The following is a 26,718-nucleotide window of genomic DNA, read 5'->3' as shown; positions in this document are numbered from 1 at the left end:
TCAGAGCGCGACCAGGCCGTCGCCGTCTTCGCGGTAGCGGTCCCCCGAGACGGGGCAGACCCAGTCGTCGCCGTCGCGCTCGAGAGGCTTTCCGGCCTTGCCGACCCACGCGACCCGGCGTGCGGGCACGCCGACGACGAGCGCGTGCGGCGGGACGTCCTTCGTCACGACGGCACCCGCCGCGACGAGCGCCCAGGCGCCGATCGTGACCGGCGCGATGCAGACGGCCCGCGCGCCGATCGACGCGCCCTGCTGGATGACGACGGGGGAATCGGACATGCGGAGCTCTCCTTCGCGGAGGTTGCGATCAGCAGGTGTCGGATCGTGCGCCAAAGGATATACTGCCCGCGGGGACAGGCATTCCGCGCTCGAACCCGAAAATTCGAACCGCGGAGTGACTCTCGGTCGCGACCCCGAATCGCGCCGGAAGTGAATACCTCGAGGCGTGGGGCCTCGAGGGGTCTGGGGAGACTAATGCGGAATTCAGCGCTTGTCGGGGATCGTTCAGCAATCACGGGGCGCGGACGGATGCGAGCACTTGCGGCCCTGGCTGCCGCCGCCCTCCTCGTGTCGGCATTCGTCGCTGCGCAGCCGACGGCCGCGCAGGCAGCCGGAAGCAGCTGCGGTGCGAACATCAACCTGATCGCGTGCGAGAACTCGAAGCCGGGCGCCGATCCGAGCACGTGGCAGATCGAAGGCGCCGGCGACGACTCGATCCAGGGATTCGCGACGGACATCAGTGTCAACGCCGGGCAGCGGATCGACTTCAAGATCGACACCGATGCCTCGGCGTACTCGATCGACATCTATCGCACCGGCTGGTACCAGGGCCTCGGGGCTCGGCACATCGCCTCGGTGACGCCCTCCGCGCGGCTCCCTCAGCGTCAGCCCCAGTGCGTGACGGACGTGACGACCGATCTCTACGACTGCGGCACCTGGGGGGTCTCGGCGTCCTGGAACGTGCCGGCCGACGCCGTCTCGGGCGTCTACATCGCCCTGCTCGAGCGCGCCGACAACCATGGAGCGAGCCACATCATCTTCGTGGTGCGCAACGACGGAAACCACTCCGACGTCCTCTTCCAGACGTCCGACCCCACATGGAACGCCTACAACACGTACGGCGGCGCCAGCTTCTATCAGGGCGGCTCGATCGGTCGCGCACTGAAGCTGAGCTACAACCGGCCCTTCGCCACGCGCAACTGGCAGAACGGCCGCGACTTCTACTTCAGCAGCGAATTCGCCCAGGTGCGCTTCCTCGAACGCAACGGGTACGACGTCAGCTATCTCGCGGGAGTCGACACCGATCGCCGCGGCTCGGAGCTTCTGAACCACAAGGTCTTCCTGTCCGTCGGCCATGACGAGTACTGGTCGGCGGCGCAACGGCACAACATCGAGGCTGCGCGCAACGCGGGCGTCAACCTCCAGTTCCTCTCGGGCAACGAGGCCTACTGGCACACGCGGTACGAGCCGTCCATCGACGGCATGAACACGTCGTACCGGACTCTCGTCACCTACAAGGAGACGTGGGCCAACGCGAAGATCGATCCCTCGCCCGAGTGGACGGGCACATGGCGCGATCCGAGATTCGCGGATGCCTCGACCGGAGGCCACCTGCCGGAGAACGCGCTGACCGGCACGATGTACGTCGTCAACAACTCCGATTCACCGGTGACGGTCAATTCCGATGAGGGGAAGCTCCGTCTCTGGCGGAACACGGGCCTCTCGTCGCTCGCCAGCGGGACGTCGGCGCAGCTTGCTCCGCATACCGTCGGCTACGAGTCGGATGAGGACGTCGACAACGGGTTCCGCCCCGCCGGTCTCATCAGACTCTCGACGACCGTCGCGGCGACGTCCGAATATCTCGTCGACTACGGCAACACGGTGGTTCCGGGCACGACGCAGCACCACGTGACCATGTACCGCGCCCCGAGCGGCGCCCTGGTGTTCTCGGCCGGAAGCGTGCAGTGGGCATGGGGCCTCGATTCGACTCACGACGGCCAGGGGGCCGCCCCCGACACGAGGATGCAGCAGGCGCAGATCAACCTGCTGGCCGACATGGGCGCGCAACCCACGACTCTCATGAGCGGTCTGACGGCCGCGACCAAGTCGACGGACACCACCGCGCCGACCACGACGATCACCACGCCCACCGCCGGCCAGTCCATCGCGAACGGTGCGAGTGTCACGGTCACGGGCACGGCGTCGGATGTCGGCGGCCGCGTCGCGGGCGTCGAGGTCTCCACCGACGGCGGAGCTACGTGGCACGCCGCTCAGGGGCGTGAGAGCTGGACGTACACCTACTCGCAGCAAGGACTCGGTCAGGCGACGATCATCGCGCGCGCCATCGATGACAGCGCGAACTACTCGGCCGCGGGCGTCACCCGCACCGTGACCGCGACCGGGCCGGCCTCCGTCTTCGGCAACGTCACGCCTCCGATTCCCTCCTCCACCGACGTCAGCGCGGTCGAGCTCGGACTCCGCTTCACTCCGGACAGCAGCGGATTCGTCACCGGCGTGCGGTTCTACAAGGGCTCCGCCAACACGGGAGCCCACGTCGGCTCGCTGTGGGACGCGGCCGGAAACCGGATCGCGAGCGTCTCCTTCACGAATGAGACGGCCACCGGCTGGCAGACCGCGCGATTCTTCACGGCGGTGCCGGTGACCGCGGGTGCGACGTACACGGTCTCCTACTCCGCGCCGAACGGCGGCTACGCCTACACCGAGATCTACTGGCCCTACCTGGCGAAGGCGTCGACCCCGGTCACCGTCCCGAGTGGTGTGGGCGCCAATGCACCGGGGGTCTTCGGCACCGTCGGTCAACGGCCGACGTCGACCTTCCACGACGCCAACTACTATGTCGACCCGCTCTTCGAGCGGACGGACTCCTCGCCGATCCGCGTCCAGCCTGCCGACCCGATCGCCGGGTCTTCGAGCGCCTCGCTGACCGGGCCCGTCACCGCGACCTTCTCGCGTCCTGTGGTGGCCTCCACCGTTCAGTTCACGGTGAAGAACGCCTCGGGAGCAGCGGTCGCCGGCACGACCACCTACGACGCGACGTCGCGCAACGGCTCGTTCACACCGACCGCGGCGTTCCAGCCGTCGACGGTGTACACGGTCACGCCCTCCGCGACCGACAGCAACGGTGTCGGCGTCGAGACGGGATCGTCGTGGTCGTTCACGACTCAGGCCGTCGATCTTCCCGAGGGCCAGTGCCCGTGCTCGCTCTATCCGGAGAGTGCGCGACCCATGCTGGCGTCCGGAGGCGATTCCTCCTCCGTGACCATCGGCGTGCGGTTCAGCGTCGACCTGTCGGGCACGATCTCCGCGCTCAAGTTCTTCAAGGGCCAGGGCAACGCGGGCCAGCATGTGGCGTCGCTATGGAAGGCGGACGGCACGAAGCTCGCGACGGCGACCTTCGCCGCCGAGTCCACCTTCGGATGGCAGACCGTGCAGTTGTCGACTCCGATCGCGGTCTCGGCCGGACAGACCTATGTGGTCTCCTACGTCGCGACCCAGGGCGGTTACGCGGTCGACTTCAACAAGTACGCGAGTGCCGTCAAACGCGGTCCCATCAACGTGCCGGCCAACGGCGGCGCGTTCACGTACCAGGGCGGATTCCCGTCATCGACATCCAGCAGCAGCTACCTCGTCGATGTCGTGTACACGCCTGCCGCTCAGCCTCCGGTGGTCACCTCGACGGCTCCTGCCGCGGGTGCCTTCGAAGTGCCGGCGAACGCCCCGGTATCCGTGACGTTCAGTGGCGCCATCGCGACCGGATTCGTCGGGCAGGTGACCGCGAACGGCGCCGCTGTAGCGGGAACCTGGTCGCTCTCCGCCGACGGCAAGACCGCGACCTTCGCCCACAGCGCCGATCTGCCCGTCGGTTCCCAGGTCGTCGCGAAGCTCACCAAGGTGGTGGGCGCGAACGGCGCGGCCGTGCCCGACGTCTCATGGTCGTTCGCGGTCGTGCAGGACCCGAATGAGACGGTCGTGTCGCTGTTCGCCGGCCAGACGCCGCAGGTCGTCGACGGCGGTGACTCGTCGTCGGTCGAACTCGGCTTCTCGTTCACGACCACCGTGGCAGGTGAAGTCCGAGGCGTGCGGTTCTACAAGGGTCAGCTCAACACGGGCCAGCACACCGGCACGCTCTGGGGACCGTCCGGTCAGGTCCTCGCGCAGGTCGTGTTCCAGGGTGAATCCGCGAGCGGCTGGCAGCGCGCGACGTTCTCGACGCCGGTGCACATCACCCCGGGCACGAGCTACACGATCTCGTATCTCGCGCCCAACGGCGGGTACTCCTACACGTCCGGCGCCTTCGCACAGGCCGTGACGAGCGGTCCGCTGACGGCGGCCGCCTCCACGAACGGCGTCTACCGTTACGGAACCGGCGGGGCGATGCCCACCAACACGTGGGGTTCGACGAGCTATGCCGTCGACGTCGAGTTCGTGGCGGATCCGCCGATCACGTCCGTGACTCCCGCACAGGGTGCGACGGGTGTCGCCGTCAGCACGACCGTCACCGCGACCTTCGGCCGTGATGTCGCATCGAAGTCGCCGACCATCTCGCTCGCGGGCCCCGCAGGTGCTGTGGCAGGCGCGTCGGTCTACAACGCGACGACGCGGACGGTCACCTTCACTCCTTCCGCACCGCTCGCGAACCTCATCACCTACACCGCCTCGGTGAAGCTCGGAGCCAGCACGATCTCGACCTGGACGTTCCGCACGACACAGGCGTCCGGACAGACCGCGCCGGTCACGTTCTTCGGGAACGCGGTCCCGCCTGCACCGACCGGCGCCGATGGCACCCCCATCGAAGTCGGCACGGCGTTCCAGGTCTCGCAGAACGCGAGTGTGACGGCCATCCGGTTCTACAAGGAGTCGGTCAACACCGGGACGCACCGCGGCACGGTCTGGTCGTCCGACGGTCAGGCCCTTGCACAGGTGACCTTCACGGGTGAGTCCGGTTCCGGCTGGCAGAAGGCCGAGCTGTCGACCCCGCTGGCGATCGTTCCCGGACAGACCTACGTGGTCTCCGTGTTCATGCCGAACGGCGGCTACTCGATCCAGGGAGGCTACTTCAACAACCCGGTCACGGCAGGGATCGTCACGATGCCGAGTGGCGCGAACGGTCGTTATCTCTACACGTCGACCGGCGGACTCCCCGTCTCGTCGTGGAACTCCACGGCCTACTTCGTGGATGCGGAGATCGTGACCACGCAGTAGTCGAAACGCGTGGACGCACGCCCCGCACACCGTCCGGCACTCGATGCCCACGTTGTTCGGGGCCGGCGTCCACCCGGGTCGGGTGACGTGGCAGGGGGGCAATCATGACATCGTCGGACGCGCAGAGGCCAACAGAGGAGCTTCCGGAGGCGATCCCGGAGCTCGACGTCGTATCGAGCGTCGATTCGATGGCGAGTCAGCCGCCGGAAGTGGACGTGAGCCGGCGCGCAGCGTCGGGCGTGGTCTGGCTCACGCTGCAGAAGTGGGCGACCAGGCTCCTGGGGTTCGTCACGATCGCCGTGCTCACGCGCGCTCTCACGCCTGAGGACTTCGGGACAGTCGCCGCGGCATCCACCGTCCTGCCCTTCTTCTTCCTGCTCGCCGACCTGGGTTTCGCCGCCTTCATCGTGCAGGCCGAGAAGGTCGATCAGCGGATGCTGAGCACGGCCTTCTGGTTCTCCATGGGGGCAGGCACGCTGCTCTGTGCGCTGCTCATGGTCACCGCGCCTCTCGTCGGCGGTGTGTTCAAGAACCCCGATGTCGTCCCCGTTCTCCAGGCGCTCTCGCTGTGGGTCCTGGTGACCGCCGTGGGCTCCGTTCCGATGGCGCTGCTGCGACGTGACATGAAATTCGCGGCGCTGGCGAGTCAGGGGACCATCGCCGCCGTCATCGCCCAGATCGTGGCGATCGCCATGGCGGTCGGCGGTCTGGGGGTGTGGGCACTGGTCGGTCAGGCTCTCGTGGCACCCGTCATCGCCACCACGCTCGCATGGCGCTTCGCGAAGTGGCGCCCCAACCGCGTGTTCGCGCGCTCGGAGCTCGGCATGATGGTCCGCTTCGGGGGCCAGGTGCTCGGCGTCGAATTCGTCGCGCTGGCGCGGGTCTGGGGCGAAGCCGCGGTGATCTCTTCGGTCCTCGGCGCGGCGGCGCTGGGCTACATGAACGTCGCACAGCGACTCGTCCAGGTCGTGCAGGATCTCACCGGAAGCGCGATCGTCCCCGTGTCGAACGTCGCGTTCGCGAAGATCAGGGACTCGACCGAGCGCCTGCGCGAGGCGTACCTGCGCGCCCTGCGCCTCACGTACGCGGTGCTGTCACTCCCGCTCACGATCGTGGCCGTGACCGCCCCGATGCTGATTCCGATCGTCTTCGGAAGCGGATGGGAGCAGAGCGCACAGGTCGCTCAGATCCTCGCGCTCGCCGGCACCCTCTCGGTCGGCGCCTGGCTCGACTACGGGCTGTACTACGGCGTGGGCAAGCCCGGCGTCTGGTTCATCTACGCGCTGGTGATCGACGGCATGACATTCCTCGCGACGGTGCTGACGGTGCACTGGGGCCTCGAGGCGATCGCGTGGGGATTCCTCGTCGTCGCCGTCGTCGCGACGATGGTCAGGTGGTTCATGGTCTCGCACCTTCTCGACTCGTCCGTCCGGGTCATCGCGGGGCCGTTCATGTACCTGACCGTCGTGGTCCTGATCGCGGGAGGCGCGGGGTGGGCCGTCGGCCTTGCCACGACCTCGCTCCCGCCCTTGCTGGCCGTGATCGTGATCGCGTTCACAGTGACCGTCGTCCACATCGGACTCACGGCGCTGATGTCGCGTGCAGTCATCCGGGACGTGCTCCGGCTCGCCGCCCGGACGGGGGCGGGCTCGCGGCTGCCCTGGTTGCGGAAGCTCCGGTCATGAGAGTCCTGGTGCCCCTCAACAGCCTGGAACTCGGGGGAACCCAGATCAACGCGGTCGACTTCGCCGACGCGTTGCGCGTGCACGGGATCGAATCGTTCCTCGTGGGGGCGGAGGAGTCCCTGGGCGAAGGGCCCAGCCTGCTCGACTACGCGCGGTCCAAAGGCGTGCAGGTGAGGGTGTACGACGCCAAGCCGGGGCTTCTCAGTCATGGTCGCCAGCTGACGGCGATCGCGGACGAACTCCGAGTCGACCTCGTCCACGTCTACGGCATGTGGGGTGCGGCGCGCCCGGTCTACTGGGGCCCGGCGCGCCTCGGACGACTGCCGTGGGTGCACACCGTCTACGAGATGAGCGTCTCGCATGTCGTGCACCGGCACATGCCGCTCGTGGTGGGGACGGGGTATCTCCTCGAGGAGCTCGCGAGCCGACCCGGCACGACGGTCCTCGTGTCACCGCCCGTCGACCTCGCGTCGGATTCTCCCGACGCCGGAGGCGGCCTGGCGTTCCGGGACGACCACGCCTTGGGGGACGGCCCGCTGCTGGGGATCGTCAGTCGCCTCGACAGCCGGGAGAAGGCCGTCTCGATCGATGTCGCGATCGACGCGATGAGGGAGCTCGCCGGCCAGGACGCGACGCTCTTCGTCGTGGGCGGCGGCGATGCCGAGGTGCCACTGAGACGGCATGCCGAAGAGGTGAACGCGGTCGTAGGCCGCGAGGCGGTCAGATTCCTCGGGGCGATGCACGATCCCCGCCCGGCCTATGCCGGGGCGGACATCATGCTGGGAATGGGCTCATCGGCAGCCCGCGCCCTCGCGTTCGGCAAGCCGCTCATCGTTCAAGGCAGCACCGGCTGGTCGCAGCTCTTCGAGCCGGCCACCGCGGCGGGGCTCGCGAGATCCAGCTATTGGAGCGCGCAGCCCGCCCCGGACGCCGTGGGAGACCTGACGCGCTCGGCGACCGCGCTGATCGGGGATGCCGATCGTCGGAACGCACTCGGGGTCTTCGGCCGGGAGTTCGCGATGGAGCGATTCGGGCTGACGGCCATGACCGAGCGGATCGCGCAGCTCTACGCATCGGCGATCGACTCCTATGGATCGCGGGATTGGCTGCGCGATCTGCCGAAAGAGGGACAGCGGCTGCGCGAGATGATCGCACGCAGGATCGGTCCGTCGACATGAAGGTGAGAGGCGTGCGGGCATCATGAGCGAGCCGATAGACCTCATGGTGCCGTGGCTGGGCCAGGAGGAGGCGGATGCCGTCGCTGAAGTGATCGCGAGCGGCTGGATCGCCCAGGGCCCGCGCGTCGCGCAGTTCGAACAGGAGTTCGCGGCGGCCATCGGCGCGGAGTACGCCGTCGCCACGACCAGTTGCACCACCGCCCTGCATCTCGCGCTGATCGTCGCGGAGATCGGCCCCGACGACGACGTCGTGATCCCGTCGTTCTCGTTCATCGCGACGGCCAACGCGGTCCGCTACGTGGGTGCGAACCCTGTCTTCGCAGACGTCGACCCCGTGACGGGCAACGTGACCGGCCACACGGTGGCCGATGCCCTCACCCCGCAGACGCGGGCCGTCATCGCCGTCGACCAGGGTGGTATCCCCGTGGACATCGATGACATCCGTGACTTCACGGACCAGCTCAACATCGTCGTGATCGAGGATGCCGCGAACGGAGCGGGCTCCCTGTACAAGGGCGCGCCGGTCGGCGCGGGCGCCGAGATCGCGGTGTGGTCGTTCCACCGCCGAAATGTCCTCACGACGGGTGAGGGCGGCATGATCACGACCAGCCGAAGGGATTGGGCCGACCGAGCCCGCAGCCTTCGCGAACAGGGTGTGGGTGTCTCGGCGGTCGGATACCAACGATCCGTCGTGCCGCCGGCGGAGAGCTACGACGAGGTGGGATACAACTTCCGCATGACCGATCTGCAGGCCGCCGTCGGCATCGTCCAGCTCGGCCGGCTTCCCGCGATCGTGGCCCGCCGCCGCGAGATCGCCGCGCGCTATCAGACGGCCGTCGCCGGGATCCCAGGGCTGCGGGCCGTCGCCGACGCGGAGTACGGGGAGAGCAACTTCCAGTCCTTCTGGGTCGAGGTGACAAGCGACTACCCGACGGACCGCGAAGGCCTTCTCGAGGCGCTCGCGGACGCGGGCATCCTGGCGCGTCGCGGCATCACGGCCGTGCATCGCCAGGCCCCGTACGCCGACCTCGCGCCCGCGGCCGGGCTGCCGGTGACCGAGCGGCTCAACGACCGGACGCTGATCCTGCCCATCTTCCATCAGCTCACCGAGGCGGATCAGGATCGCGTCATCGCCGTCCTCAAGAACCCGGATGGTGCGTCGGAATGATGCAAGGGCTTCTTCTCGTGGGGGCGGGCGGGCTCGCCCGCGAAGTCCTGGCGGCAGGCATCACGGGTGTCGTCGGAATCCTCGACGACGACGTCGAGCTTCACGAGACCGAGATCGCGGGCATCGAGGTCGTCGGATCGGTCGTCGACGCGGTGAAGCGGAGCGAATCGATCCTCGTGTGCGTCGCACCGAGCCAGGACAGGCGGAATGTCGTGCGCCGCTTCCGCAAGTTCGGGCTCGCCGAGAATCGATATGCCACCTATGTCGCGCGGTCCGCCCGGATCGGCAAGACGAGCGACATCGCGCCCGGGAGCATCCTGCTCGACAACGTCGTCGTGACCGCGGATGCGTCGATCGGCCGTCACGTCGTGGTCATGCCGAACTGCACGATCACCCACGATGATGTTCTGGAGGACTTCGTCACCCTCGCCGCCGGTGTCGCCGTCGGCGCGGGCGTCAATATTCGCGAAGCGGCATACATCGGCATGAACGCATCCGTTCGGCAGGGTCTGGTCGTGGGGACCGAGGCGATGATCGGCATGGGATCGGTCGTCCTGAGCGATGTGCCCCACGAACAGACCTGGGCCGGGGTTCCGGCGCGACGATTGGGAGCACATTCATGAAGAGCGGCCGGACCGCGGTATCCCTCGTGTGCGTCTCCAACGACGCCGATGTGCTGGCGACGTGCCTCCAGAGGTCGGTCTCACGAGGACTCGCGGAGGCGCCCGCGACGGAGCTCATCGTGGTCGACAATCGGAACGGCGAATTCGGCACCGCGGGCGGCGCCTTGAACCATGGAGCACGTCAGGCGCGGAATGATGTCGTGGTCTTCGTCCATCAGGACGTGTACCTGCACTCCCTGGCCGACCTGGAGCGCGCCGCGCACCTTCTGTCGAGCGCATCGACGATCGGCGTCCTGGGAGCCAACGGCATCGACGCCCGAGGCGTCTCGACCGGCCGCATCCGCGACCGGATCCTCGCGCTCGGCTCATCCGCCGCGGAACCGCGCGACGTCGACTCGATGGATGAGGTGCTGTTCATGGTGGAGCGCCGGCGGCTCTCCGAGGAGCCGCTGGCCGACGATCCTCTGCTCGGCTGGCATGCGTACGCCGTGGAATACAGCGCACGGATGCGGTCGATGGGCCTGCGCGCCGTCGTCGTCGACATTCCTCTCACTCACAACAGCATGACGACGAACCTCGCCGGACTCGACGTGGCGCACTCCAGGGTCGGCGACCAGTACCCCGCACTCCTGCCCATTCGGACGACCTGCGGAACGATCGTCGCGAAGAGCCCCGGACGATGGGGGGCCCTCGCCCGGCGACGCGCGCACACCGCGAGAGTCTGGCTGCGCGAGTCCCGCGCCGCCGCACGGGTGAGCCGTTCCGCAACCCGATCGCCGATCGTGCTCGGCGACATCCGCTTCTCGCTGGACGATGCCGCTCAGCGCGCCGGCGCGACGGCCATCCGGGCGTTCGACATCGATTCGGGCGAGCCCGCGACCTCGGTCGAGGCGCTTTCCCGAAGAGGGCTGCCCTTCTCGGCGGCGACGGTCTCGGCATCGCAAGCGGACGCGGCGATCGCGGATGCGGATGAGCGGACGCTGGTCGTGATCACGAATGTCGCCGCGTCCGATCTGTCCGACCTCTCGCATCTCGGATCCCGCAGGCACGTCGTCGGCCTCTCGCAGGAGGCCGGACTGTGGGTCGTCGTCGGCGCTTCGTACGACGACGCACGCGAGCTCTGGCCCGGCCGTCGTCACCGGCCCTTCGGCGGGCTGTTCGACAGGCGGAACCTCGAAGTCGACGACGGAGTACGCGTGTGAGTCCGAGGACGAGCACCGTGGTCCGCCGATGGGAGGGGAGACTGTCGGCGGCGATCTTCGGCGGAGTCGCCGACCTGACGAGTCTGCTTCCGCCTCAACGCCGCTACGGCTACGTGCACCCCGTCCTGCGACGTGTCCTCGAACGGCCCCTCCCGGCCGTCGCAGGCGAGGCGGAGCCGATCACGCCGCGAAGGGCGGTGCCGGGCGCGCGCGGCGAAGCGGGAGTCACCTGCGTCCTCGCCTCAGACCGCCTCGATGTCGGGGGCATCGGCTCGATCATCGAACTGCTCGCAACGAGCCTGGGCGAAGCCGGGGTGCGACCGGTCGTGGTCTGTCATGCGGACGGACCGCGCGCCCAGCGGCTGCGCGAGGCGGGCATCGAGGTCCACTCGGTCCTGGACGAGGAATCCGCCGTCCGGGCGCTTCGCGAGGCCGCAGCCGATGTGATCGAGCTCCACAGTGCTTCTCCGACACTCGAGAAGGCGGCTCTCGCGAGCGGCATCCCGCTGATCCCCGTGCTGCACAACACGGAGATCCACTACTCGCGCGCGCAATGGCAGCGATTCGAGGCACTGCTCGCCCGATCCGCGTCATCGATAGCCGTGAGCCGCACCGTGCGCGAGTTCCATCTGCGGCACGTGGATGCTTCGCTCGCGGACCGCGTCCTCATCGTGCCCAACGGTGCTCCAGAGCGGCCGGCGGCCGACGCAGCCGTGACCGCTCGCGCGCGGGCGCGACTCGCCGAGACGCTCGGGATCGAGCAGGACGACGCCGTCGTCTTCCTCTGCCTCGCCCGGTACGACGCCCAGAAGAACATCGCCGGCATGGTCGCATCCTTCCTGGACGCTGCGGCGACGATGGACCAGCCGATCCGACTCGTCGTCGCCGGCGACCCCTCCGACCAGGCGGAACTGCGGCGTGCGGACGGCATCCGCAGGAGCAGTCGCTTCGCGGACAGAGTGCACCTGCTCGGCAACTCGGATGCCGCTGCTCTCCTCGCAGCGACCGATGCCTTCATCCTCGACTCGTTCTTCGAGGGCTGGCCCGTGGCGGCGACGGAGGCGCTGGGCGCCGGTCTCCCGCTGATCCTCGGTGACGTGGGGGGTGCCGAGGAACTCATCGCCGCCGATCCGCGTCGATCGGTCCTCATCGCCAACGCCGCAGGACCCGCCGAGTCGATCAGTGATGCAAGGGTGAGCGCCGCCCGACGCCGCGCTCGCCGACAGGGGAATGCAGCCGAGTTCGCGTGCGCCATCCGGTCGGTGACCGATGTGGTGCTGAGCGAGCGGAGGAACCCGCCGGAGCGGGACGCGACGACGGTCTTCGGCGTGGAGCGGATGGCGCGAGCCCACGCTCGGATCATCGCCCAGGCGGTGGGGACGAAGAACCGCGGAGCCGTGTCGGATTGACACGGCTCCGCGGTCGGATGCGAGCCCTTACGGCTGGCGGATGACGGCGCCCTTCCCGTCGGTCGCACTCGCGCTGTAGATGTAGTTGCTGTCCCACTGCGACCAGCCGGGGCCGTTCTGGACGTACGTCGCACCGAATCCGGTGCCCGTGAAGCGGTTGTTCACCGCACGGATGTTGCTGTACGGCTCGTTGAGCTGATTCACGCCCATCTGGTATCCCAGGCCCTCGAGCAGGTTCCCCTGGATCGTCACATTGTCGATCCGGCCCGAGTACGACTGGATGAACAGCGCGCCGGTGTCGTTCCCGGAGTGCGCGTCGAAGCGGTTGTTGCGGATCACCAGGGCGCGGTCGGGGCGCACCTGAGCGGTGAAGTCGCGGACCGTGAACGCGTCGGTGTGGTTGCCCGTCGTGGAGGGATTGCCCCACGCCACGAGGTCGGTGACGTAGTTCCGCTCGATCGTCATGTTCTCGGTCGTGCCCGAGTGCATGACGGCGATGCCGCTGCCGAGGTGGTGGAAGTAATTGCTCTGAAGATCTCCGACCCCCATGAAGCCGGTGGCCCAGGCGGCCGACTCGGTGTCGAGCTTGGAGCCGTCGATCTCACTGTTGCGGATCACGACCTTCTGCGATGCGACCTGGAGCGTGTTGTTGTTCATGGTCGCCAGGATGGGAAGTCCACGCCAGGCGGTGGTCGGCTGGATGCAGCTGCGATCGATCGTGATCCCGCCCGCGGACAGGTCGAGGGGCGTCGTGACCCGCACGCCCGAGATCACCGTTCCCTTGGGGACGGAGCTGCCGCCGGTGTACAGCGGCAGGCTCGAGCACGAGAGACCGAGCGGCGCCAGACCCACGGTGGATGCGTTGACGGTCCATCCGACACCCGTCGTCGAGGCGGGCGGCGTCGAGGTCGGCGTCGGCGTCGGGGTGGCCGTGGGAGTCGACGTCGGCTTGGGAGTCGACGTCGCAGTCGGCGTCGGCGTCGGGGTGGTCGTCGGCTTGGGAGTCGCCGTCGTGGTGGACGTCGGGGTGGAGGTCGGCGTGGAGCTCGAGGTCGCCGTGCTCGTCGGGGCGACCGACGGCGTGCCCGTCCATCCGCCTTGAGACTTCGAGGGGGTGAAGACGACGTCGACAAGGTAGTTCGAGCCCTTGTACGTCTGGCGCGGCAGGGTGGACGCGCCGTAGCTGTAGACCCCGGCGCCGGCCTCGAGAACGAACCCGTTCTGCACGCGGCGGGAGGTGAGATCATTCTCCGTCAGGGGGTATCCGCCCTTCGGGTCGTAGTACGACGCCGTGTAGGTCTGACCCGCCGTGAGTGCGACCGGGCGCGAGAGGGCGATGGTGCGCCAGCCGACCTGGCTCGTCGCCGCGAACGACATGCGGGCCAGGAGGCGGCCGCTGCTCGACCACAGACTCGCGGTCTGCACACCCTTGGCTCCGGAGCCCTGGTAGTACTGCAGCGCCGTCACGGCACCGCTGCTCGTGGGCGAGAATCGGATGCCGAGCTCGACACCGACCTGCGCGGCCTGGGTGTCAGCCTCCGCGGCGACAGCAGGCTTCAGCGTGTCCGAGAAGATGCCGGTGCTGGGCTGTGCGCCGGCGAGGGCGGGGGACGCGACGAAGAGTCCCACACCGACGAGGGTGGATGCCGCGAGAGCGACGATCGTCTGGAGTCGGGGATCACGGCGCTTGCGACGTGTGCGGATGCGAAGTGGTGGCGTTGAAGTATTCATGACAAGTTCCGGGATCAGTGACACATGTAACCCCAGATCCTATGGTCGGCCTTGTGAGCCCTAACGATTTATGAGGAGGGAATAATCGTTGACCAGCCTGTTTCTCACGCCCCTCTCATTCGCTCACATACTCTTCACCAAGGGCGGGCCGGGCGTCTCTCCCCTCCAGGAAGCGCCGGAATTCGACCACGTCGTCAAGGGGAACGTACCGCTGCGCGAGCCGGTCGTCGGTGCCGGAGGGGCGACGCGTGTGCCCCGAGAAGGGCCACTTCCCGCGACGCTCGGCGTCCGGGGCGTTGCCGAGCAGTCGGTCGAAGACCCCCACGTACGCCTCGGCCTGCGGCTTCCAATCGAGCTCGTTCGTCACCCGCTCACGAGCGGCGAGACCGAGCTCGATCCGACGGGCAGGGTCGTCCAGCAGCGATTCGACAGCGTCGGCGAAACCTGTGATGTCGCCCGAGGCGACGTAGAGCCCGGTGTCCCCGGCAGAGACGCGCGTCTCCACGAGGTCGAACGAGACGGACGGCAGCCCGTACGCCATGTACTCCATGGTCTTGTTCATGGTCGAGACGTTGTTCAGCGGCGTGTTGAGATCAGGACCGAGGCCGACGTCGGCCGCGCTGAGGTACTCGGCGATCTCTGCCGGGCCGACCCTCCCCGTGAAGATGACGTGGTCGGACAGCCCACGCCTGACGCACTCCCGCTGGAGATCGTCGAGGCAGTCTCCGAAGCCCATCAGGACCGCGCGGATTCCGCGGCGGCGGCGCTGGTGCACCAGTTCGTCCATGACAGCGAGGATGTTCTCCACGCCGTCCTGCGGACCCATGATGCCGAGGTACACGAGCAGGTGGCTGATGCCCGCACGGATGCCGGGATCCGGATAGATGGGTCGCATGACCGTGGTGTCGGGCCCGCTTCTCACGATGGTCACGTCTTCGGGCGAGAGCCCGCCGCGTCGCAGGGCGACTTTGCGGTAGGACCCGTTGGTGGAGATGACATGAGCCGCCGCGCGATAGGTCCACCGTTCGAGCCACACCAGGGCGCCCAGCTGCATTCGAGCCGGCACGCTCGACGGGCGACCGAAACGCGAAACGTACAGTTCGGGGTTCAAGTCGTGCTGATCGAACACGAATCGGACACCGCGCAGACGCCACAGCCGGGCGAGGAGCCAGTACGTGTCTGGGGGATTGCAGGCCTGGATGACGTCGAAGCCGCGCCGCGCCGCGACCCGGATGGAGAGGAACGCCGTTCTCAGCCACGAGTAGGCGAACTCGATGAGGAACCCGATCAGGCCTCTGGCCTCGGGGGCCGGGCGGTACTTGTAGATGTGCACGTCGTCGATGACTTCGAACGACGGGTCGCCGGGTCCTTTCGGACAGATGACCGAGACCTCGTACCCTTGCGCAGTGAGCGCCTGACACTCCAGCCACACGCGCCGGTCGAGCGGCACAGGCAGGTTCTGCACGATGATGAGGACGCGCCATCGAGTCCTGGGTGGGGTCATAGAGAAGCTCCCATAGCCGCGACCACACGAGGGTGTTCAGGCAAATCTATCGTTGCTCAAGTCAGGTCGCGAGAACTCGCATCGCGCTCCCAACGCTCGCCCGGCCGAGAGGCCCGCGTCTGCAGCCGGGCATAGCCGATCACGGCGACATAGATCATCACATCGACCACGCGCCGAGGTGATCTCCTGAGGAGGCGGCCGAGGTCGGCGAGCTGCCCCCGCTGACCCTTCGAGAGTCCGACCGAGTTCTCGGCGACCTCGGATTGGCTTCGATAGCTGCGCCGGAGGATCCGCAGAAGATCGGCGAGCCGTCGGGGAGTCGTGACGACGAGCGGGTCGGTGTCCACGATCGTCACCTCTTCGGGGGCGAACAGGCTGTCGATGAACAGGTCGTCCGAGATGAATTCGGGGAACTCGGCGAATCGTGCCCTCCCCGCCGAGGAGAGCGCGTAGCAGCCGGCCCCCCACAGAGCGGAGTCGATCGACGGGAGGAGCTGGCGGACGCGGTACCACGCCCGCACGATCCTGCTCGCGCGGGAGGCATCGAAGACGTGGCGTGGCCGACCGGCGATCGCGCCTTCGGAGAGAGCGTCGATCAGGTCTGCGGCGGCACGCGCGGTGAGCACGACGTCGGCATCCAGGTACACGCGGGGTCCGGGACCGGCGAGACGGTCACCCTCGCGAAGGGCGGCGACCTTCGAGGCGACGCTGAGGTCGGCCACGTCCACCCCGCGGTGTCCTGCCGCCACGGCGGCGGTGTCGTCCGTGCAGCCGTTGCACACGACGATCACTCCGATCTCGGGTGTGTCGGCGAGGTCGGAGAGCGCGTCCAATGTGCGGCCGATCACCGCGGCCTCGTTGTGCGCCGCGATGATGATCGTTCCGGGGCTCACCTGTCTCCTCCGGGCAGTGCCGCGCGAGCCTTGCGCGACAGGATCGCACGCACGGCCGCCCGCCCTCCGGGGCGATGGGGTCGCACGAGATTGCGCAGGAGGATGACGCCGCCGAAGACGCTCGAGGCCGCAGGGTGGTGCCACTTCCGGAAGTAGCGGATCTTGTTGACCTCCTGCAGGGCGTCCAGTGCCGCGGATGTCCCGGAGCCGGCGCCGCGGTGGCGTACGACGGCCTCGGGGACGTAGACGATCGCCGAGCCGCTTCGACGGATCCGGCGGGCGTAGTCCGTCTCCTCCGAGTACATGAAGAAGCGCGACTGATCCCAGGGGCCGACCGCAGCGACAGTGGATGCGTCGACGAGCAGTGCGGCACCTGTCGCCCAGTCGACGTCGTGCGCGGAGGCATAGGCGTCTGCCTCGCGCACCCCCTCGGAGAGGAACGTCGGTCGTGCCGGCCAGCGGTCGCCGAACAGGGCTTCGCCCAGCGCGCGGGGAATGCTCGGCTCCCGGCGGAGCGAATTCTGTCGCACGTCGTTCTCATCGACGATGGCGGGGACGGCTGCCGCGCCGGGGGGCACCGCCGCCGCGAGGCTGGTGAGCGATCCCGGGAGCAGTTCGAGGTCGGGATTGAGGAAGACGATCCATCGCGCCGCGGGCGCGTGGGCGATGCCGACATTCAGGCCGCCCGAGTATCCGAGGTTCCCTCCTGCGTCGATCACGGACACGCGGTCATCGATTGCCTCGATGACCGAGAGCGACTCGCCCGCGTTGTCGACCACGATGAGCCGCCACGAGGCCCCCTCTGTCGCCGCGTCGATCGAGCGCACGAGCCCCGGCAGATCGGCTGCGCTGTGATACGACACGACGATGATCGCGAAGTCGATCATCCCCTGACCTCCCGAGAATCCCCAGTCGAGCATCAACCTATCGGCTTCCTTCGCTCGCAGTCGGTCGGATATCTGTCCACATGCTCAGAAGCCATACAGCGGGTCGAAGGTAAACTGTTCACAGGCCCGTCGCCTTGGGGAAGGCGACCGCACCATCGCCACTTGGGGAAGGGGGAGGTGTGACCGCTCTCGAAGTCCTGGCCGCTGTCGGCCGGCGCTGGTACATCCTTCTCGTCGTCGTGCTCGCGGCAGCGGCACTCGGCTTCTCCATGTATCGGGACAGCGGATCCTATTTCACGCGGACCTCGGTCACGTTCACGCTTCCGGCAAGATCCACGCTGCTCCCCGACAGCGGCAACAACGACTCGAGCGTCATCGCATTCGCCGGGGCCATCGCGACCACGGTCAATCTGGGCCAGCCTGTCGTGACCTACTCTTCAGCGGATGCGCCCTACTATGGCGCCGGAGTTCGGGAGGGAGTAGCAGTGTCGCTGCTCAACACGGGCAATCAATGGACGGCGAGCTTTCCGTCGGCGATGATCGACGTTCAGATCGTCGGTCGCACGAGTGAATGGGTCACGATGCGCCAGCAGGAGCTCCTCGCGGAGATCCTCCAGCTGACGGAGGCGGAGCAGACCGCGGCGAGGCCCGGCGATCGGATCACCGCCCAGGTCGAGCCGCTGAGCACCCAGGTGCAGCAGATCGCGCCCAGCAGGACGACCCAGCTGGTCGCCTTCGGGGCCCTGGGGCTGGCGGCGCTCATCGCGGGCACCTGGCTGTCCGTGGCCGTCGATCGAATGGTTCGTCGAGGTCGAAAGGCGCGCGCCCGACAGCGAATGCTCCGCAGCGCGGCGCCCGCAGTGCGGGAGGTGACCGCTTGAACATCGCCGATACCCTCCGAGGGCTGCTTCGACGCTGGTACATCGTCTTCCCCGGGATCATCCTCGCCATCGTGCTCGCCGGAACGGCCTTCCTGGTCGTGAAGCCGGGCTATCAGCGGACGGCCACTCAGCTGCTCCTTCCCGGCTCGGGACTCGTGCCCGAAGGGGCGACCAACCCCTACCTGTTCCTCGGAGGTCTCACCCAGGCTGCCGACATCGTGGTGCGTTCGATGCGCTCCGAAGACGGCGTGGGCGCCGTGGTCGCCGACTTCCCCGGAACCGAGGTGGAGGTTGCTCGGGATCCCACGACGTCAGGGCCGGTCCTCCTCCTCACGGTCACCGCGAAGAGCGATGCCGCCGCGGGCGAGTCGCTCGACGCTCTCCTGCTCCGGACCGCGGCGACGTTGGATCGCCTCCAGACGGAGCAGAACGTCAAAGACATCGATCGCATGAGCATGACGACTCTGACCGAGGATCAGCACAGCACCCTCGAGCAGCGATCCCGCGTCATCCTGAGTGCCGGCGTAGGGGTCGGCGTGGTCATCCTCACGCTTCTGGCGGCGAGCTTCGTGGACGGGATGGCGCGTCGCGCGCACGTCGCCGGTCGCACGGGCGGCCGTAAGGGATCGGCATCTCCGGACGGCTCCCCACCGGAGGGTGCGGACGAGAACGAGGATTCGCCCGGCACCGGAGTCTCCCGTTCGGTCGACGCGTCACCGCAGACCGACGATCTTGCCGAGTTCGAGGATTTCCGCGAGACGGAGTGGCTCGAGCTCGCCGACCCGTTAGAGCCTGCGCCCGATCTGCCCGAGGTCGAGTCCTCCCCGACGGGACCGACGACCAAGAAGCGGTCGCAGTCCGGCAAGCGCAGCGACGATTCGGTGGCGGACGGGGAGCTCGAGGAGATGCTCCGCACCCACGACGAGGAGACCGCCCTGTCTGCGCGAAGGCGCGACTCCCGTCCGGGTCGAAGCGATGTGAATTCCGGTGAGCAGTAGGTCGTCACGATGACCGGGGAAGGGATCTTCGGGCGCCCTGTCTCTGCTGAAGGGCATACCGCCGCCGGGCGTGGGCGCGGGATGAGCGCCGCAACGGCTCTCATCGTCTACGTCGTCCTGCTCATGGCGATTCCGTCGTACGTCACGATCGGCCCTCTCGGCAGTCTGGGCCGGCCATCCCTGCTCTGGGGACTCCTGCTTCTGTTCTGGTGGCTGCTGTCCCGGCTCCAGCTGCGGTCGTACGACGCGAGGCCGGTCCCTCAACCCGTCCGGTATGCCTTCGGCGCGTTCGCCGTCGTCGTCCTCGTGAGTTTCGCAGCAGCGATGCTTCGTGGTCAGCCCGCCGATCAGATCAGCCCGGCCACGACGGCGCTCGTGCGAACCGCATCCTGGGGCGGGGTCCTCCTGGTCGCGATGGATGGAATCCGCACCCACTCCGATGCCTCGCGGCTGGCGCGCTGTCTCGCGATCGCGGGCGGTACGCTCGCGGCCCTCGGTCTCGCCCAGTTCATCACCGGGCAGACCCTGCTCGACTGGATCGGGTCGATCCCCGGCCTCGCGGTCGATTCCAGCAGTGTCGCGACCCGCGGGGCATTCACCCGCGCGTCCGGCACCGCGATACACCCGCTCGAATACGGGACCGCCGTGGTCGCAAGCCTTCCGCTCGCGATCACGGCCGCTGTGACAGGCGGGTTCCGAACGACGCGCTCGCGGTGGGCGGGGTGGTGGTGGCTCCCGGTCGTGCTCATCGTCGCGGCATCCCTCATCGCGGTGTCTCGATCCGCGATCATCGGGCTCGGTGTCGCACTGGTGGCCTCGCTGCCCGCTGTTCCCAAGGCCTACCGCCTGGCGATCGGCATCGGCGGCGGGATCCTGGCGATCGTCGTGCTGGCGCTCGTTCCCGGAATGCTCGGCACCATCGTGAGCCTGTTCGCCGGGGCATCCGACGACCCGAGCACTCAATCGCGCACGAACGGATTGGCCCGCGTGCCGGACTTCGTGGGCTCGTCACCGCTCGTCGGCCAGGGTTTCGGCATGTTCCTGCCCCGCTACTACATCTTCGACAACGCCTGGGTTCTGCTCGTGGTCGAGGTCGGGATCCTCGGCAGCCTGAGCTTCGCTGCGATCGCCTTGAGCGCCATCGGCAGTGCGCTGTCGGCGAGTCGTCGATCTCCCTTTGCGGACACCAAGGCGATGGCGAAGGCGATCGCGGCGTCGATGCTGACTGTCTGCGTGATCTTCCTGTTCTTCGACGGGCTCTCCTTCCCGATCTCGGCCGGTCTCTTCTTCCTCGTCGCCGGGCTCGCCGCCGCCATCCGGACGGTCGCGGCGGCCGACGTCGTCGTCGTCGCAGGAACGCGGCGTGCGGGGCGCGCCAAGGAGAAGGATGCGCCGGCCCGGAATACCCGACCCCTTCCAGCGAAGGTCCGCGAAGAGAGCGGCTAGGCCCAGGTCTGGATCCAGCGCTTCACCACGACCCGGGCGTTCCACCGGTCGATGTCGCGCTGTCGCGAGCGCGGGATGCCGCCGATGAGCGCGGCGGCGACGGAGAAGGTCGAGTGGCGCGAATGAACGAGCCAATCGCATCGCGCCAGCGCCCACATGTCGATGAGCGCGTTCTCGGCCTCGCGCAGCGGATCGTCTACGACGACGTGCTCGTGCAGCGAGTTGTCGTCGTCGCCGAGCACCTTGTCGATCACGAACACGTCTGTGAAGCGGCTGCGGAACCTCTCCTGCACCCCCTGGTTGTCCGTTGCCAGGAAGATCGTGGCCGTCGGCACCTTCCTGCGGAGCTTCTCCGTGGCTCGGAAGATCTGATCGAGGGAGACCTTCCGATCCGTGTAGCGGATGTGCACTCCGATGATCGGCCGGGATCGTCCCTCGAACAGGGCGTCGACCTCGCGACTCACGCGCTGATTCGGCCGGAAGTAGCGCGTGAGGGCCCATTCCGAGAGCTGCGCGGACGACATCCCCCGGAACACGGGGAGGCGCCTCGCACGTCTGCGCACGCGCGACATCTTGGGAAGGTAGGACCAGAAGACGGCGAGGTCGTCGTCGACGGACGGATGGGCGAGGTCGATCGAGAGCCGGCGATAGATGAACGGGTTGCTGTGATCGTTCGGGAAGAGATCCGAGATCACGTGCGTCGGGTGCTCGTCGAGCCTGCCCCTCCACAGCGCGGGCTCGACATCCGTCCGCTGATCGAACTCCCCGGGCTTGCGGCGGGTCGGACTCTCGAACAGCAGTGGATAGGCATCTTCGCCCTCCGGCAGGTACTCGCCGTCGCGCCAATCGATGATCGCGGTGCGCGCGGTCATCTCCGCGAGCACGATTCCCGTCGCAGCCGAAAGGATGCGGTTGCCGAAGCCCCCCTTGGCTTTGATCAGGAGGAAGCGCTCCGACGACGTCACGGTCGGTCGGTCGAGCCGGCCAGGCGCGCCACGTCGGCGTCCACCATGAGCCGCGCGAGGTCGGGCGGCAGAGTGCGGGCCTTCCAGCCGAGAAGCGACTCGGCTTTGGAAGGATCACCGATCAGATCATCGACTTCGGTGGGTCGCAGGTATCGCTCGTCGAACCTGACGTGCTTCTCCCAATCGAGCCCCACGTGCTCGAAGGCGAGGACGAGGAAGTCGCGCACCGTGTACGTGGTGCCTGTCGCCACGACGAAGTCCTCGGGGGTGTCGATCTGCAGCATCCGCCACATCGCTTCGACGTACTCCTTCGCGAAGCCCCAGTCGCGCGCCGCGTCGAGATTTCCGAGATAGAGGAACTCCTGCTGGCCTGCGGCGATCCGGGCCGCGGCCATCGTGATCTTGCGCGTCGCGAAGGTCTCGCCGCGACGGGGTGACTCGTGATTGAACAGGATGCCGTTGACGGCGAACATCCCGTACGCCTCGCGATAGTTGCGCGTCATCCAGTAGGCGTAGAGCTTCGCCGCTCCGTACGGCGACCGCGGATAGAAGGGCGTCGACTCGCTCTGGGGAGGCGGAGTCGCCCCGAACATCTCCGAGCTCGAGGCCTGGTAGAAGCGGGTAGGCAGGCCGGACTCCCTGATCGCCTCGAGGATTCTCGTGGTGCCGAGGCCCGTCACGTCGCCGGTGAAATCGGGCTCATCGAAGGAGACCCGCACGTGCGACTGCGCGGCCAGGTGATAGACCTCGTCGGGATGGATGCGCTCCATGAGGGTGACGAGGCGCGAACCGTCGGTGAGGTCGCCGTAGTGGAGGAAGAGGCGCGTGTCCTCCTCGTGCGGATCGCTGTAGAGGTGGTCGATCCGATGCGTGTTGAACGTCGAGGCACGGCGGATCAGGCCGTGGACCTCGTACCCCTTCTCGAGCAGGAGTTCGGCAAGATACGAACCGTCCTGGCCGGTGATTCCCGTGATGAGCGCAGTCTTCGTAGCGGTCATGCGTTCCCCCCTGTTGTTTCCCGCGCGCAGCGGAATCCGATCCCCAAGATCTCAGCCGCCGGGCGAGCATGCCCCGTCGACAACTCTATCGCTGGCGCACCGGCGACACGAGAACGCGCCTCGGCTAACATGATCGGGCAATCCATCACTTGGGGAGATGACGATGGCAAAGGCAGAGCTGGAAAAGGATGCCCGAATCTATATCGCCGGTCATGGGGGACTGGTGGGATCCGCGGTGTGGCGTGGTCTGGAAGAGCGCGGATTCACCGACCTCGTGGGGTGGCGTTCGAGTGAGGTCGATCTGCGTGACCGCGAGGCCACCGCGGATGCCGTGAGGCGGGCCGAGCCGGACGTCATCATCGTCGCCGCGGCGCGGGTGGGCGGCATCCTCGCCAACGCCACGGAGCCGGTCGCGTTCTTGAACGACAACCTCCGGATTCAGACCAACCTCTTCGAGGCCGCGCACGCCGCCGACGTGGACCGGCTGCTGTTCCTGGGCTCTTCGTGCATCTACCCGAAGTTCGCACCGCAGCCCATCGAGGAGTCGTCGCTGCTTACCGGCGAACTGGAGCCCACGAACGAGGCCTACGCGATCGCGAAGATCGCGGGCATCACGGCGATCAAGGCGTATCGCCAGCAGTTCGGACGACATTGGATCTCCGCGATGCCGACCAACCTCTACGGGCCGGGCGACAACTTCGACCTCGCGACTTCGCACGTCCTGCCCGCGATGATCCGCAAGTTCCATGACGCCAGAGCGAACGGCGAGACGGTCGAGCTCTGGGGCACGGGATCCCCGCGCCGGGAGTTCCTCCACGTCGACGACCTGGCGGCGGCAGTCGTCTTCCTCCTCGAGCGCTATGACGCGGACGAGACGATCAACGTGGGGACGGGCGAGGACCTCACCATCCGCGAGCTCGCGTCCACCGTGGCAGAGGTGGTGGGGTACGACGGTCAGACGCGATGGGACGAGTCGAAGCCTGACGGCACGCCGCGGAAGCTCCTGGATGTCAGCAAGCTGCACGGGCTCGGGTGGAAGCCCGAGGTCGAGCTGCGCCCCGGCATCGCCTCCACGTACGAGTGGTACCTCGAGAACGTGGCATGAGGGGTCGGCATCCGCGCGGCGCGGTCCACGCGTGAACGTGCAGCGTCGCCGTCGCTGGGTCGTCTGGTGCCTCGTCGCATACGCGGCCGCCGTGGCCACGATCGTGCTGCTGCCCATCGGCTACGGTGACATCGTCGCCGCTATCACGAGAGTGATCCGAGACGGACTCGGGATCACCTTCTTCGGATCGGGCTGGATCGAGTTCGCCGCCAACGTCCTGATGTTCGTCCCGCTCGGGTTCCTCCTCACGCTCCTCTTCCGTCATCCCTGGTACGGGGTCCTCCTCGCGCTGGCGATCTCGGCGGGGGTCGAGATCGCCCAGATCGTTATCCCCTCACGCGAGGCGAGCCTTCGGGACGTGCTGGCCAACACGACCGGAGCTGCCGTCGGCGCCGCGCTCGCGTGGCTGCTCGTCCTCCGACGCGATCATCGCCGCGCCGCCCGTCCTGCGCCCTCAGAAGCTCACTGACGCACGACGGACGGCGACCAGGCGTGCTCGATGAACAGCCGCGGCTTGCTCTTCCCGTCGATCGCGAGCGCCCACACGTCGGTGTCGCCGGGGGTGTTCTCGCGCGGCAGCCCGTACAGGATCGTGCCGTCGTCGAGCCACTCGACCTGATCGTCGACGTTGCGCGACTCGGGCAGCAGTTCGAACTGCCCGGTCGACAGGTCCATGATCGCCGGCGTCCAGTGGACGGCGGGCCCGGAGCCGGAGGTGACGCGCTTGAAGGCGATCCGTGTGCCGTCCGGAGACAGAGACGGGCACTCGACGCCCTCGGCGATCGCCGTGAGGGTGCGCTTGTCCAGGTCGCCGCGGACGAGGTAGGTGATGCCACCGGTCTGCGCAGTCGCATAGAACGTCGTGTCGTCCACGAACGTCACACCCCAGAAGTTGCGGTCCACCGGCGCGGCGGGTGCGCCGTCGATGATGAGGGTGAACGTCTCGAGATTGCCCAGGCTCTCACCCTCGCGGGTGTGCAGCAGCGTCTCGGTCGAAAAGCCCACCGCCGCATACGTGTGGCCGCTCACGAATGCCGTCGTCGCGATGAGACTCGCGTCGGGCGAGATGCGCGTCCTGCTCGGGATGCCGGCCAGCGGCCAATCGGCGACGGGCTTCTCGTCGTTCGCGTACAGGGTCGCGGTGTAGGACGGCACGATGCCGCGTTCTGTGCGCAGGCAGGAGAACTCGTCGTCCGCCGCGTCGACGCGGTCGCAGGCGGTGTCGGTCACGGCACGTGCGGCCGAGGGGTCCGAGAGCGGAACGCTCGCCACCAGGCCATAGCCCTGACCGGGGGCCGTGTTGCGGAACACGACGCGGTCACCCGAATCCCAGTCACGGCTTGCGGTCGTGTCCGCGGCGCTCGGAGCGTCCTGGCGCAGCCGGTACTGCTGCCACGCGAACAGTCCGACCACGACCGTCGCGCCGATCGCGACGACTGAGATCGCGGCGACGACGAGCCACTTGACGCGATTGCTCACGGGGCCGGCTGCGAGGTCGAGACGCTCTTGATCGAGGACAGGAAGGGCCGCAGCAGCAGCGCGACGAGCGGGATCGCGATGGCGAGGAGAAGGGCGACGATGATCATCGAGAACTCCGGTCCGATGAGGTACCAGAGGATGCCGAAGCCCGCGGCGGCGATGAAGCGGGTGATCGCGACGACGGTCTGAGCCGCCGCGATGCCCGTGCCGTGGGTCTCCTCGGTCGTCAGCTGCGCCGCCAGAGCCGAGAGCACGCCGTCGGTGGCGGCGTAGAACGCGCCGAGGAACGCGAGGCAGAGGATCGTCGCGGCGATGTCGGTGACCGGGAGGAAGGCCACGACGTACGCGGCCAGCAGGCTCAGGTGGCCGAAGACGAACACTTTCGCGCGACCGACGCGATCGGAGAGCCGGCCGAGCGGGATGGCGAAGGCGAGGAACGCGAGGTTGGTTCCGACATACAGGAGCGGGAACCAGAGTGCGGCGAAGTCGCTGCGGGACTGCAGGACGAGGTAGATGAATCCATCGCCGATCGTCAGGATGCCGAGGATCCCCGCGGCGGCGAGCACCCGGCGCATGGGGCCCTTCCAGACGACGGCCCAATCGAACTTCGGGCGCCGGGGTGCGGCATCCTGTGCGTCGCCGTCGGCCGCTGCGGCTTCGCCGTGGGCCGGTGCGGGTGCGCGCCGACGGATGTTCGGCACGACGATGCCGAGGATCGCGACTCCGATGAGTGCGCACGCGAGCGACGCGGCGAATACGACCTGGAAGCCGTCGGGCACCACGAGCAGGATGACGAACGCAAGGAGCGGCCCGATCGCCGCCCCGATGTTGTCGAGGGTGCGGTGGACGCCGAACGACGTGCCGAGGTTGTCAGGTCTCGAGGCGGCGGTGATGAGTGCGTCCCGCGGAGCGGTGCGGATGCCTTTGCCGATGCGGTCCGCCGTGACCACGGCCGTGATGGCCGCGAAGCCGGAGGCGAAGAGCAGCCCGATGCGGGCCACCGCGGCGAGGGCATAGCCCGTGAACGCGACCCACTTCGGGCGGTCCGAGCGATCGGAGACGTAGCCGCCCGCGATGCGCACGAGCGCGCTGACACCCTGATAGAGCCCGTCGAGGAAGCCGAAGGCGATCGTCGACAGGCCGAGGACGCCCGTGATGTACAGCGGCAGGATCGCCGACACGGACTCCGAGGAGACGTCCGTCAGCATCGAGACGATGCCCAGGGTGATGACGGTCGACGAGACGGTCTTGATCCCTCTGCGCGGGGGGCGCGTTCCCGACGGTGTCTCCTCGGCAGGCTCGGTGGGCTCGGGGGTGTTCGACAGCGAGATGTACATGCGTGC

At 67.9% G+C, this 26,718-nt stretch carries 20 protein-coding genes and 1 pseudogene; 12 read left to right on the top strand and 9 right to left on the bottom strand.

Annotated elements, in window-relative coordinates; genetic code table 11:
• Nucleotides 1-351, bottom strand: a pseudogene (locus ACH3VR_RS14575) (N-acetyltransferase); the annotation flags it as partial.
• 177 nt (nucleotides 352-528) lie between these two features.
• On the opposite strand from ACH3VR_RS14575, the gene ACH3VR_RS14570 reads away from it, so the two are divergent.
• The 7 genes from ACH3VR_RS14570 to ACH3VR_RS14540 all read left to right on the top strand — a co-directional run bounded on the left by ACH3VR_RS14570 (nucleotide 529) and on the right by ACH3VR_RS14540 (nucleotide 12,488).
• On the top strand, nucleotides 529-5,223 hold the full coding sequence (locus tag ACH3VR_RS14570; protein WP_397557044.1) for a DUF4082 domain-containing protein: 4,695 nt from the start codon (nucleotides 529-531) through the stop codon (nucleotides 5,221-5,223).
• 104 nt (nucleotides 5,224-5,327) lie between these two features.
• Entirely contained in the window at nucleotides 5,328-6,908 is a 1,581-nt protein-coding gene (locus tag ACH3VR_RS14565; protein ID WP_397557043.1) for a lipopolysaccharide biosynthesis protein, read from the top strand.
• Entirely contained in the window at nucleotides 6,905-8,086 is a 1,182-nt protein-coding gene (locus ACH3VR_RS14560) for a glycosyltransferase family 4 protein (protein ID WP_397557042.1), read from the top strand. Before ACH3VR_RS14565 ends, ACH3VR_RS14560 begins: the two co-directional genes overlap by 4 nt.
• A 22-nt stretch (nucleotides 8,087-8,108) precedes the next feature.
• A complete protein-coding gene (locus tag ACH3VR_RS14555) occupies nucleotides 8,109-9,254 on the top strand; it encodes a DegT/DnrJ/EryC1/StrS family aminotransferase (RefSeq protein ID WP_397557041.1) in 1,146 nt (381 codons plus the stop codon).
• The gene (locus tag ACH3VR_RS14550) at nucleotides 9,251-9,877 is read left to right on the top strand and encodes a NeuD/PglB/VioB family sugar acetyltransferase (protein WP_397557040.1); all 627 of its coding nucleotides are present in this window, start codon (nucleotides 9,251-9,253) and stop codon (nucleotides 9,875-9,877) included. The genes ACH3VR_RS14555 and ACH3VR_RS14550 overlap by 4 nt, the downstream gene beginning before the upstream one ends.
• On the top strand, nucleotides 9,874-11,079 hold the full coding sequence (locus tag ACH3VR_RS14545) for a glycosyltransferase (protein ID WP_397557039.1): 1,206 nt from the start codon (nucleotides 9,874-9,876) through the stop codon (nucleotides 11,077-11,079). The genes ACH3VR_RS14550 and ACH3VR_RS14545 overlap by 4 nt, the downstream gene beginning before the upstream one ends.
• A 17-nt stretch (nucleotides 11,080-11,096) precedes the next feature.
• On the top strand, nucleotides 11,097-12,488 hold the full coding sequence (locus ACH3VR_RS14540; RefSeq protein WP_397557038.1) for a glycosyltransferase: 1,392 nt from the start codon (nucleotides 11,097-11,099) through the stop codon (nucleotides 12,486-12,488).
• Nucleotides 12,489-12,515: 27 nt separating this feature from the next.
• Here the strand turns inward: ACH3VR_RS14540 and ACH3VR_RS14535 are convergent, their stop codons facing one another.
• From ACH3VR_RS14535 to ACH3VR_RS14520, 4 genes are all read right to left on the bottom strand, one after another.
• Nucleotides 12,516-14,219 (bottom strand): DUF4082 domain-containing protein, encoded by a 1,704-nt coding sequence (locus ACH3VR_RS14535; RefSeq protein ID WP_397557037.1) that lies wholly within the window; start codon nucleotides 14,217-14,219, stop codon nucleotides 12,516-12,518.
• A gap of 115 nt (nucleotides 14,220-14,334) precedes the next feature.
• Complete coding sequence (locus tag ACH3VR_RS14530; RefSeq protein ID WP_397557036.1) at nucleotides 14,335-15,723, bottom strand: glycosyltransferase family 4 protein; 1,389 nt, start codon at nucleotides 15,721-15,723, stop codon at nucleotides 14,335-14,337.
• Nucleotides 15,724-15,779: 56 nt separating this feature from the next.
• Nucleotides 15,780-16,616, bottom strand: coding sequence for a glycosyltransferase (locus ACH3VR_RS14525; RefSeq protein ID WP_397557035.1), 837 nt, complete (start codon nucleotides 16,614-16,616; stop codon nucleotides 15,780-15,782).
• Nucleotides 16,613-17,536: a glycosyltransferase family 2 protein gene (locus tag ACH3VR_RS14520; protein WP_397557249.1), complete on the bottom strand. Its 924-nt coding sequence runs from the start codon at nucleotides 17,534-17,536 to the stop codon at nucleotides 16,613-16,615. Before ACH3VR_RS14520 ends, ACH3VR_RS14525 begins: the two co-directional genes overlap by 4 nt.
• A 146-nt stretch (nucleotides 17,537-17,682) precedes the next feature.
• Here ACH3VR_RS14520 and ACH3VR_RS14515 point away from each other — a divergent pair, with 146 nt between their 5' ends.
• From ACH3VR_RS14515 to ACH3VR_RS14505, 3 genes are all read left to right on the top strand, one after another.
• Complete coding sequence (locus ACH3VR_RS14515; RefSeq protein ID WP_397557034.1) at nucleotides 17,683-18,384, top strand: hypothetical protein; 702 nt, start codon at nucleotides 17,683-17,685, stop codon at nucleotides 18,382-18,384.
• Nucleotides 18,381-19,382, top strand: coding sequence for a hypothetical protein (locus tag ACH3VR_RS14510; protein ID WP_397557033.1), 1,002 nt, complete (start codon nucleotides 18,381-18,383; stop codon nucleotides 19,380-19,382). Before ACH3VR_RS14515 ends, ACH3VR_RS14510 begins: the two co-directional genes overlap by 4 nt.
• Nucleotides 19,383-19,463: 81 nt before the next feature.
• Nucleotides 19,464-20,828, top strand: a complete 1,365-nt coding sequence (locus tag ACH3VR_RS14505) for an O-antigen ligase family protein (protein ID WP_397557032.1) — start codon at nucleotides 19,464-19,466, stop codon at nucleotides 20,826-20,828.
• Here ACH3VR_RS14505 and ACH3VR_RS14500 read toward each other — a convergent pair.
• Nucleotides 20,825-21,793: a nodulation protein NodZ gene (locus tag ACH3VR_RS14500; protein WP_397557031.1), complete on the bottom strand. Its 969-nt coding sequence runs from the start codon at nucleotides 21,791-21,793 to the stop codon at nucleotides 20,825-20,827. The genes ACH3VR_RS14505 and ACH3VR_RS14500 overlap by 4 nt on opposite strands.
• Nucleotides 21,790-22,791 (bottom strand): GDP-mannose 4,6-dehydratase, encoded by a 1,002-nt coding sequence (gene gmd / locus ACH3VR_RS14495; RefSeq protein ID WP_397557030.1) that lies wholly within the window; start codon nucleotides 22,789-22,791, stop codon nucleotides 21,790-21,792. The genes ACH3VR_RS14500 and gmd overlap by 4 nt, the downstream gene beginning before the upstream one ends.
• 163 nt (nucleotides 22,792-22,954) lie before the next feature.
• On the opposite strand from gmd, the gene ACH3VR_RS14490 reads away from it, so the two are divergent.
• Together ACH3VR_RS14490 and ACH3VR_RS14485 are read left to right on the top strand one after the other, a co-directional pair.
• Nucleotides 22,955-23,896, top strand: a complete 942-nt coding sequence (locus tag ACH3VR_RS14490) for a GDP-L-fucose synthase family protein (protein WP_397557029.1) — start codon at nucleotides 22,955-22,957, stop codon at nucleotides 23,894-23,896.
• 31 nt (nucleotides 23,897-23,927) lie between these two features.
• A complete protein-coding gene (locus ACH3VR_RS14485) occupies nucleotides 23,928-24,365 on the top strand; it encodes a VanZ family protein (protein WP_397557028.1) in 438 nt (145 codons plus the stop codon).
• On the opposite strand, the gene ACH3VR_RS14480 is transcribed toward ACH3VR_RS14485, so the two are convergent.
• Together ACH3VR_RS14480 and ACH3VR_RS14475 are read right to left on the bottom strand one after the other, a co-directional pair.
• Nucleotides 24,359-25,375: a TolB family protein gene (locus ACH3VR_RS14480; protein ID WP_397557027.1), complete on the bottom strand. Its 1,017-nt coding sequence runs from the start codon at nucleotides 25,373-25,375 to the stop codon at nucleotides 24,359-24,361. The genes ACH3VR_RS14485 and ACH3VR_RS14480 overlap by 7 nt on opposite strands.
• The gene (locus ACH3VR_RS14475; RefSeq protein ID WP_397557026.1) at nucleotides 25,372-26,712 is read right to left on the bottom strand and encodes an MFS transporter; all 1,341 of its coding nucleotides are present in this window, start codon (nucleotides 26,710-26,712) and stop codon (nucleotides 25,372-25,374) included. Before ACH3VR_RS14475 ends, ACH3VR_RS14480 begins: the two co-directional genes overlap by 4 nt.
• Between the last annotated feature and the right edge of the window lie 6 nt (nucleotides 26,713-26,718).

This window comes from Microbacterium alkaliflavum (assembly GCF_044325405.1).
In the GTDB taxonomy this organism is placed as follows: Bacteria; Actinomycetota; Actinomycetes; order Actinomycetales; family Microbacteriaceae; genus Microbacterium; species Microbacterium alkaliflavum.
This window is presented reverse-complemented; position numbering and strand designations above follow the sequence as displayed.

What these genes read in the sequence shown, in the direction of transcription:
- gmd (WP_397557030.1), bottom strand. Translation starts at nt 22,791, where the DNA reads ATGACCGCTACGAAGACTGCGCTCATCACGGGAATCACCGGCCAGGAC.
- ACH3VR_RS14565 (WP_397557043.1), top strand. Translation starts at nt 5,328, where the DNA reads ATGACATCGTCGGACGCGCAGAGGCCAACAGAGGAGCTTCCGGAGGCG.
- ACH3VR_RS14545 (WP_397557039.1), top strand. Translation starts at nt 9,874, where the DNA reads ATGAAGAGCGGCCGGACCGCGGTATCCCTCGTGTGCGTCTCCAACGAC.
- ACH3VR_RS14560 (WP_397557042.1), top strand. Translation starts at nt 6,905, where the DNA reads ATGAGAGTCCTGGTGCCCCTCAACAGCCTGGAACTCGGGGGAACCCAG.
- ACH3VR_RS14505 (WP_397557032.1), top strand. Translation starts at nt 19,464, where the DNA reads ATGAGCGCCGCAACGGCTCTCATCGTCTACGTCGTCCTGCTCATGGCG.
- ACH3VR_RS14555 (WP_397557041.1), top strand. Translation starts at nt 8,109, where the DNA reads ATGAGCGAGCCGATAGACCTCATGGTGCCGTGGCTGGGCCAGGAGGAG.
- ACH3VR_RS14520 (WP_397557249.1), bottom strand. Translation starts at nt 17,536, where the DNA reads ATGCTCGACTGGGGATTCTCGGGAGGTCAGGGGATGATCGACTTCGCG.
- ACH3VR_RS14490 (WP_397557029.1), top strand. Translation starts at nt 22,955, where the DNA reads ATGGCAAAGGCAGAGCTGGAAAAGGATGCCCGAATCTATATCGCCGGT.
- ACH3VR_RS14475 (WP_397557026.1), bottom strand. Translation starts at nt 26,712, where the DNA reads ATGTACATCTCGCTGTCGAACACCCCCGAGCCCACCGAGCCTGCCGAG.
- ACH3VR_RS14550 (WP_397557040.1), top strand. Translation starts at nt 9,251, where the DNA reads ATGATGCAAGGGCTTCTTCTCGTGGGGGCGGGCGGGCTCGCCCGCGAA.
- ACH3VR_RS14530 (WP_397557036.1), bottom strand. Translation starts at nt 15,723, where the DNA reads ATGACCCCACCCAGGACTCGATGGCGCGTCCTCATCATCGTGCAGAAC.
- ACH3VR_RS14570 (WP_397557044.1), top strand. Translation starts at nt 529, where the DNA reads ATGCGAGCACTTGCGGCCCTGGCTGCCGCCGCCCTCCTCGTGTCGGCA.
- ACH3VR_RS14535 (WP_397557037.1), bottom strand. Translation starts at nt 14,219, where the DNA reads ATGAATACTTCAACGCCACCACTTCGCATCCGCACACGTCGCAAGCGC.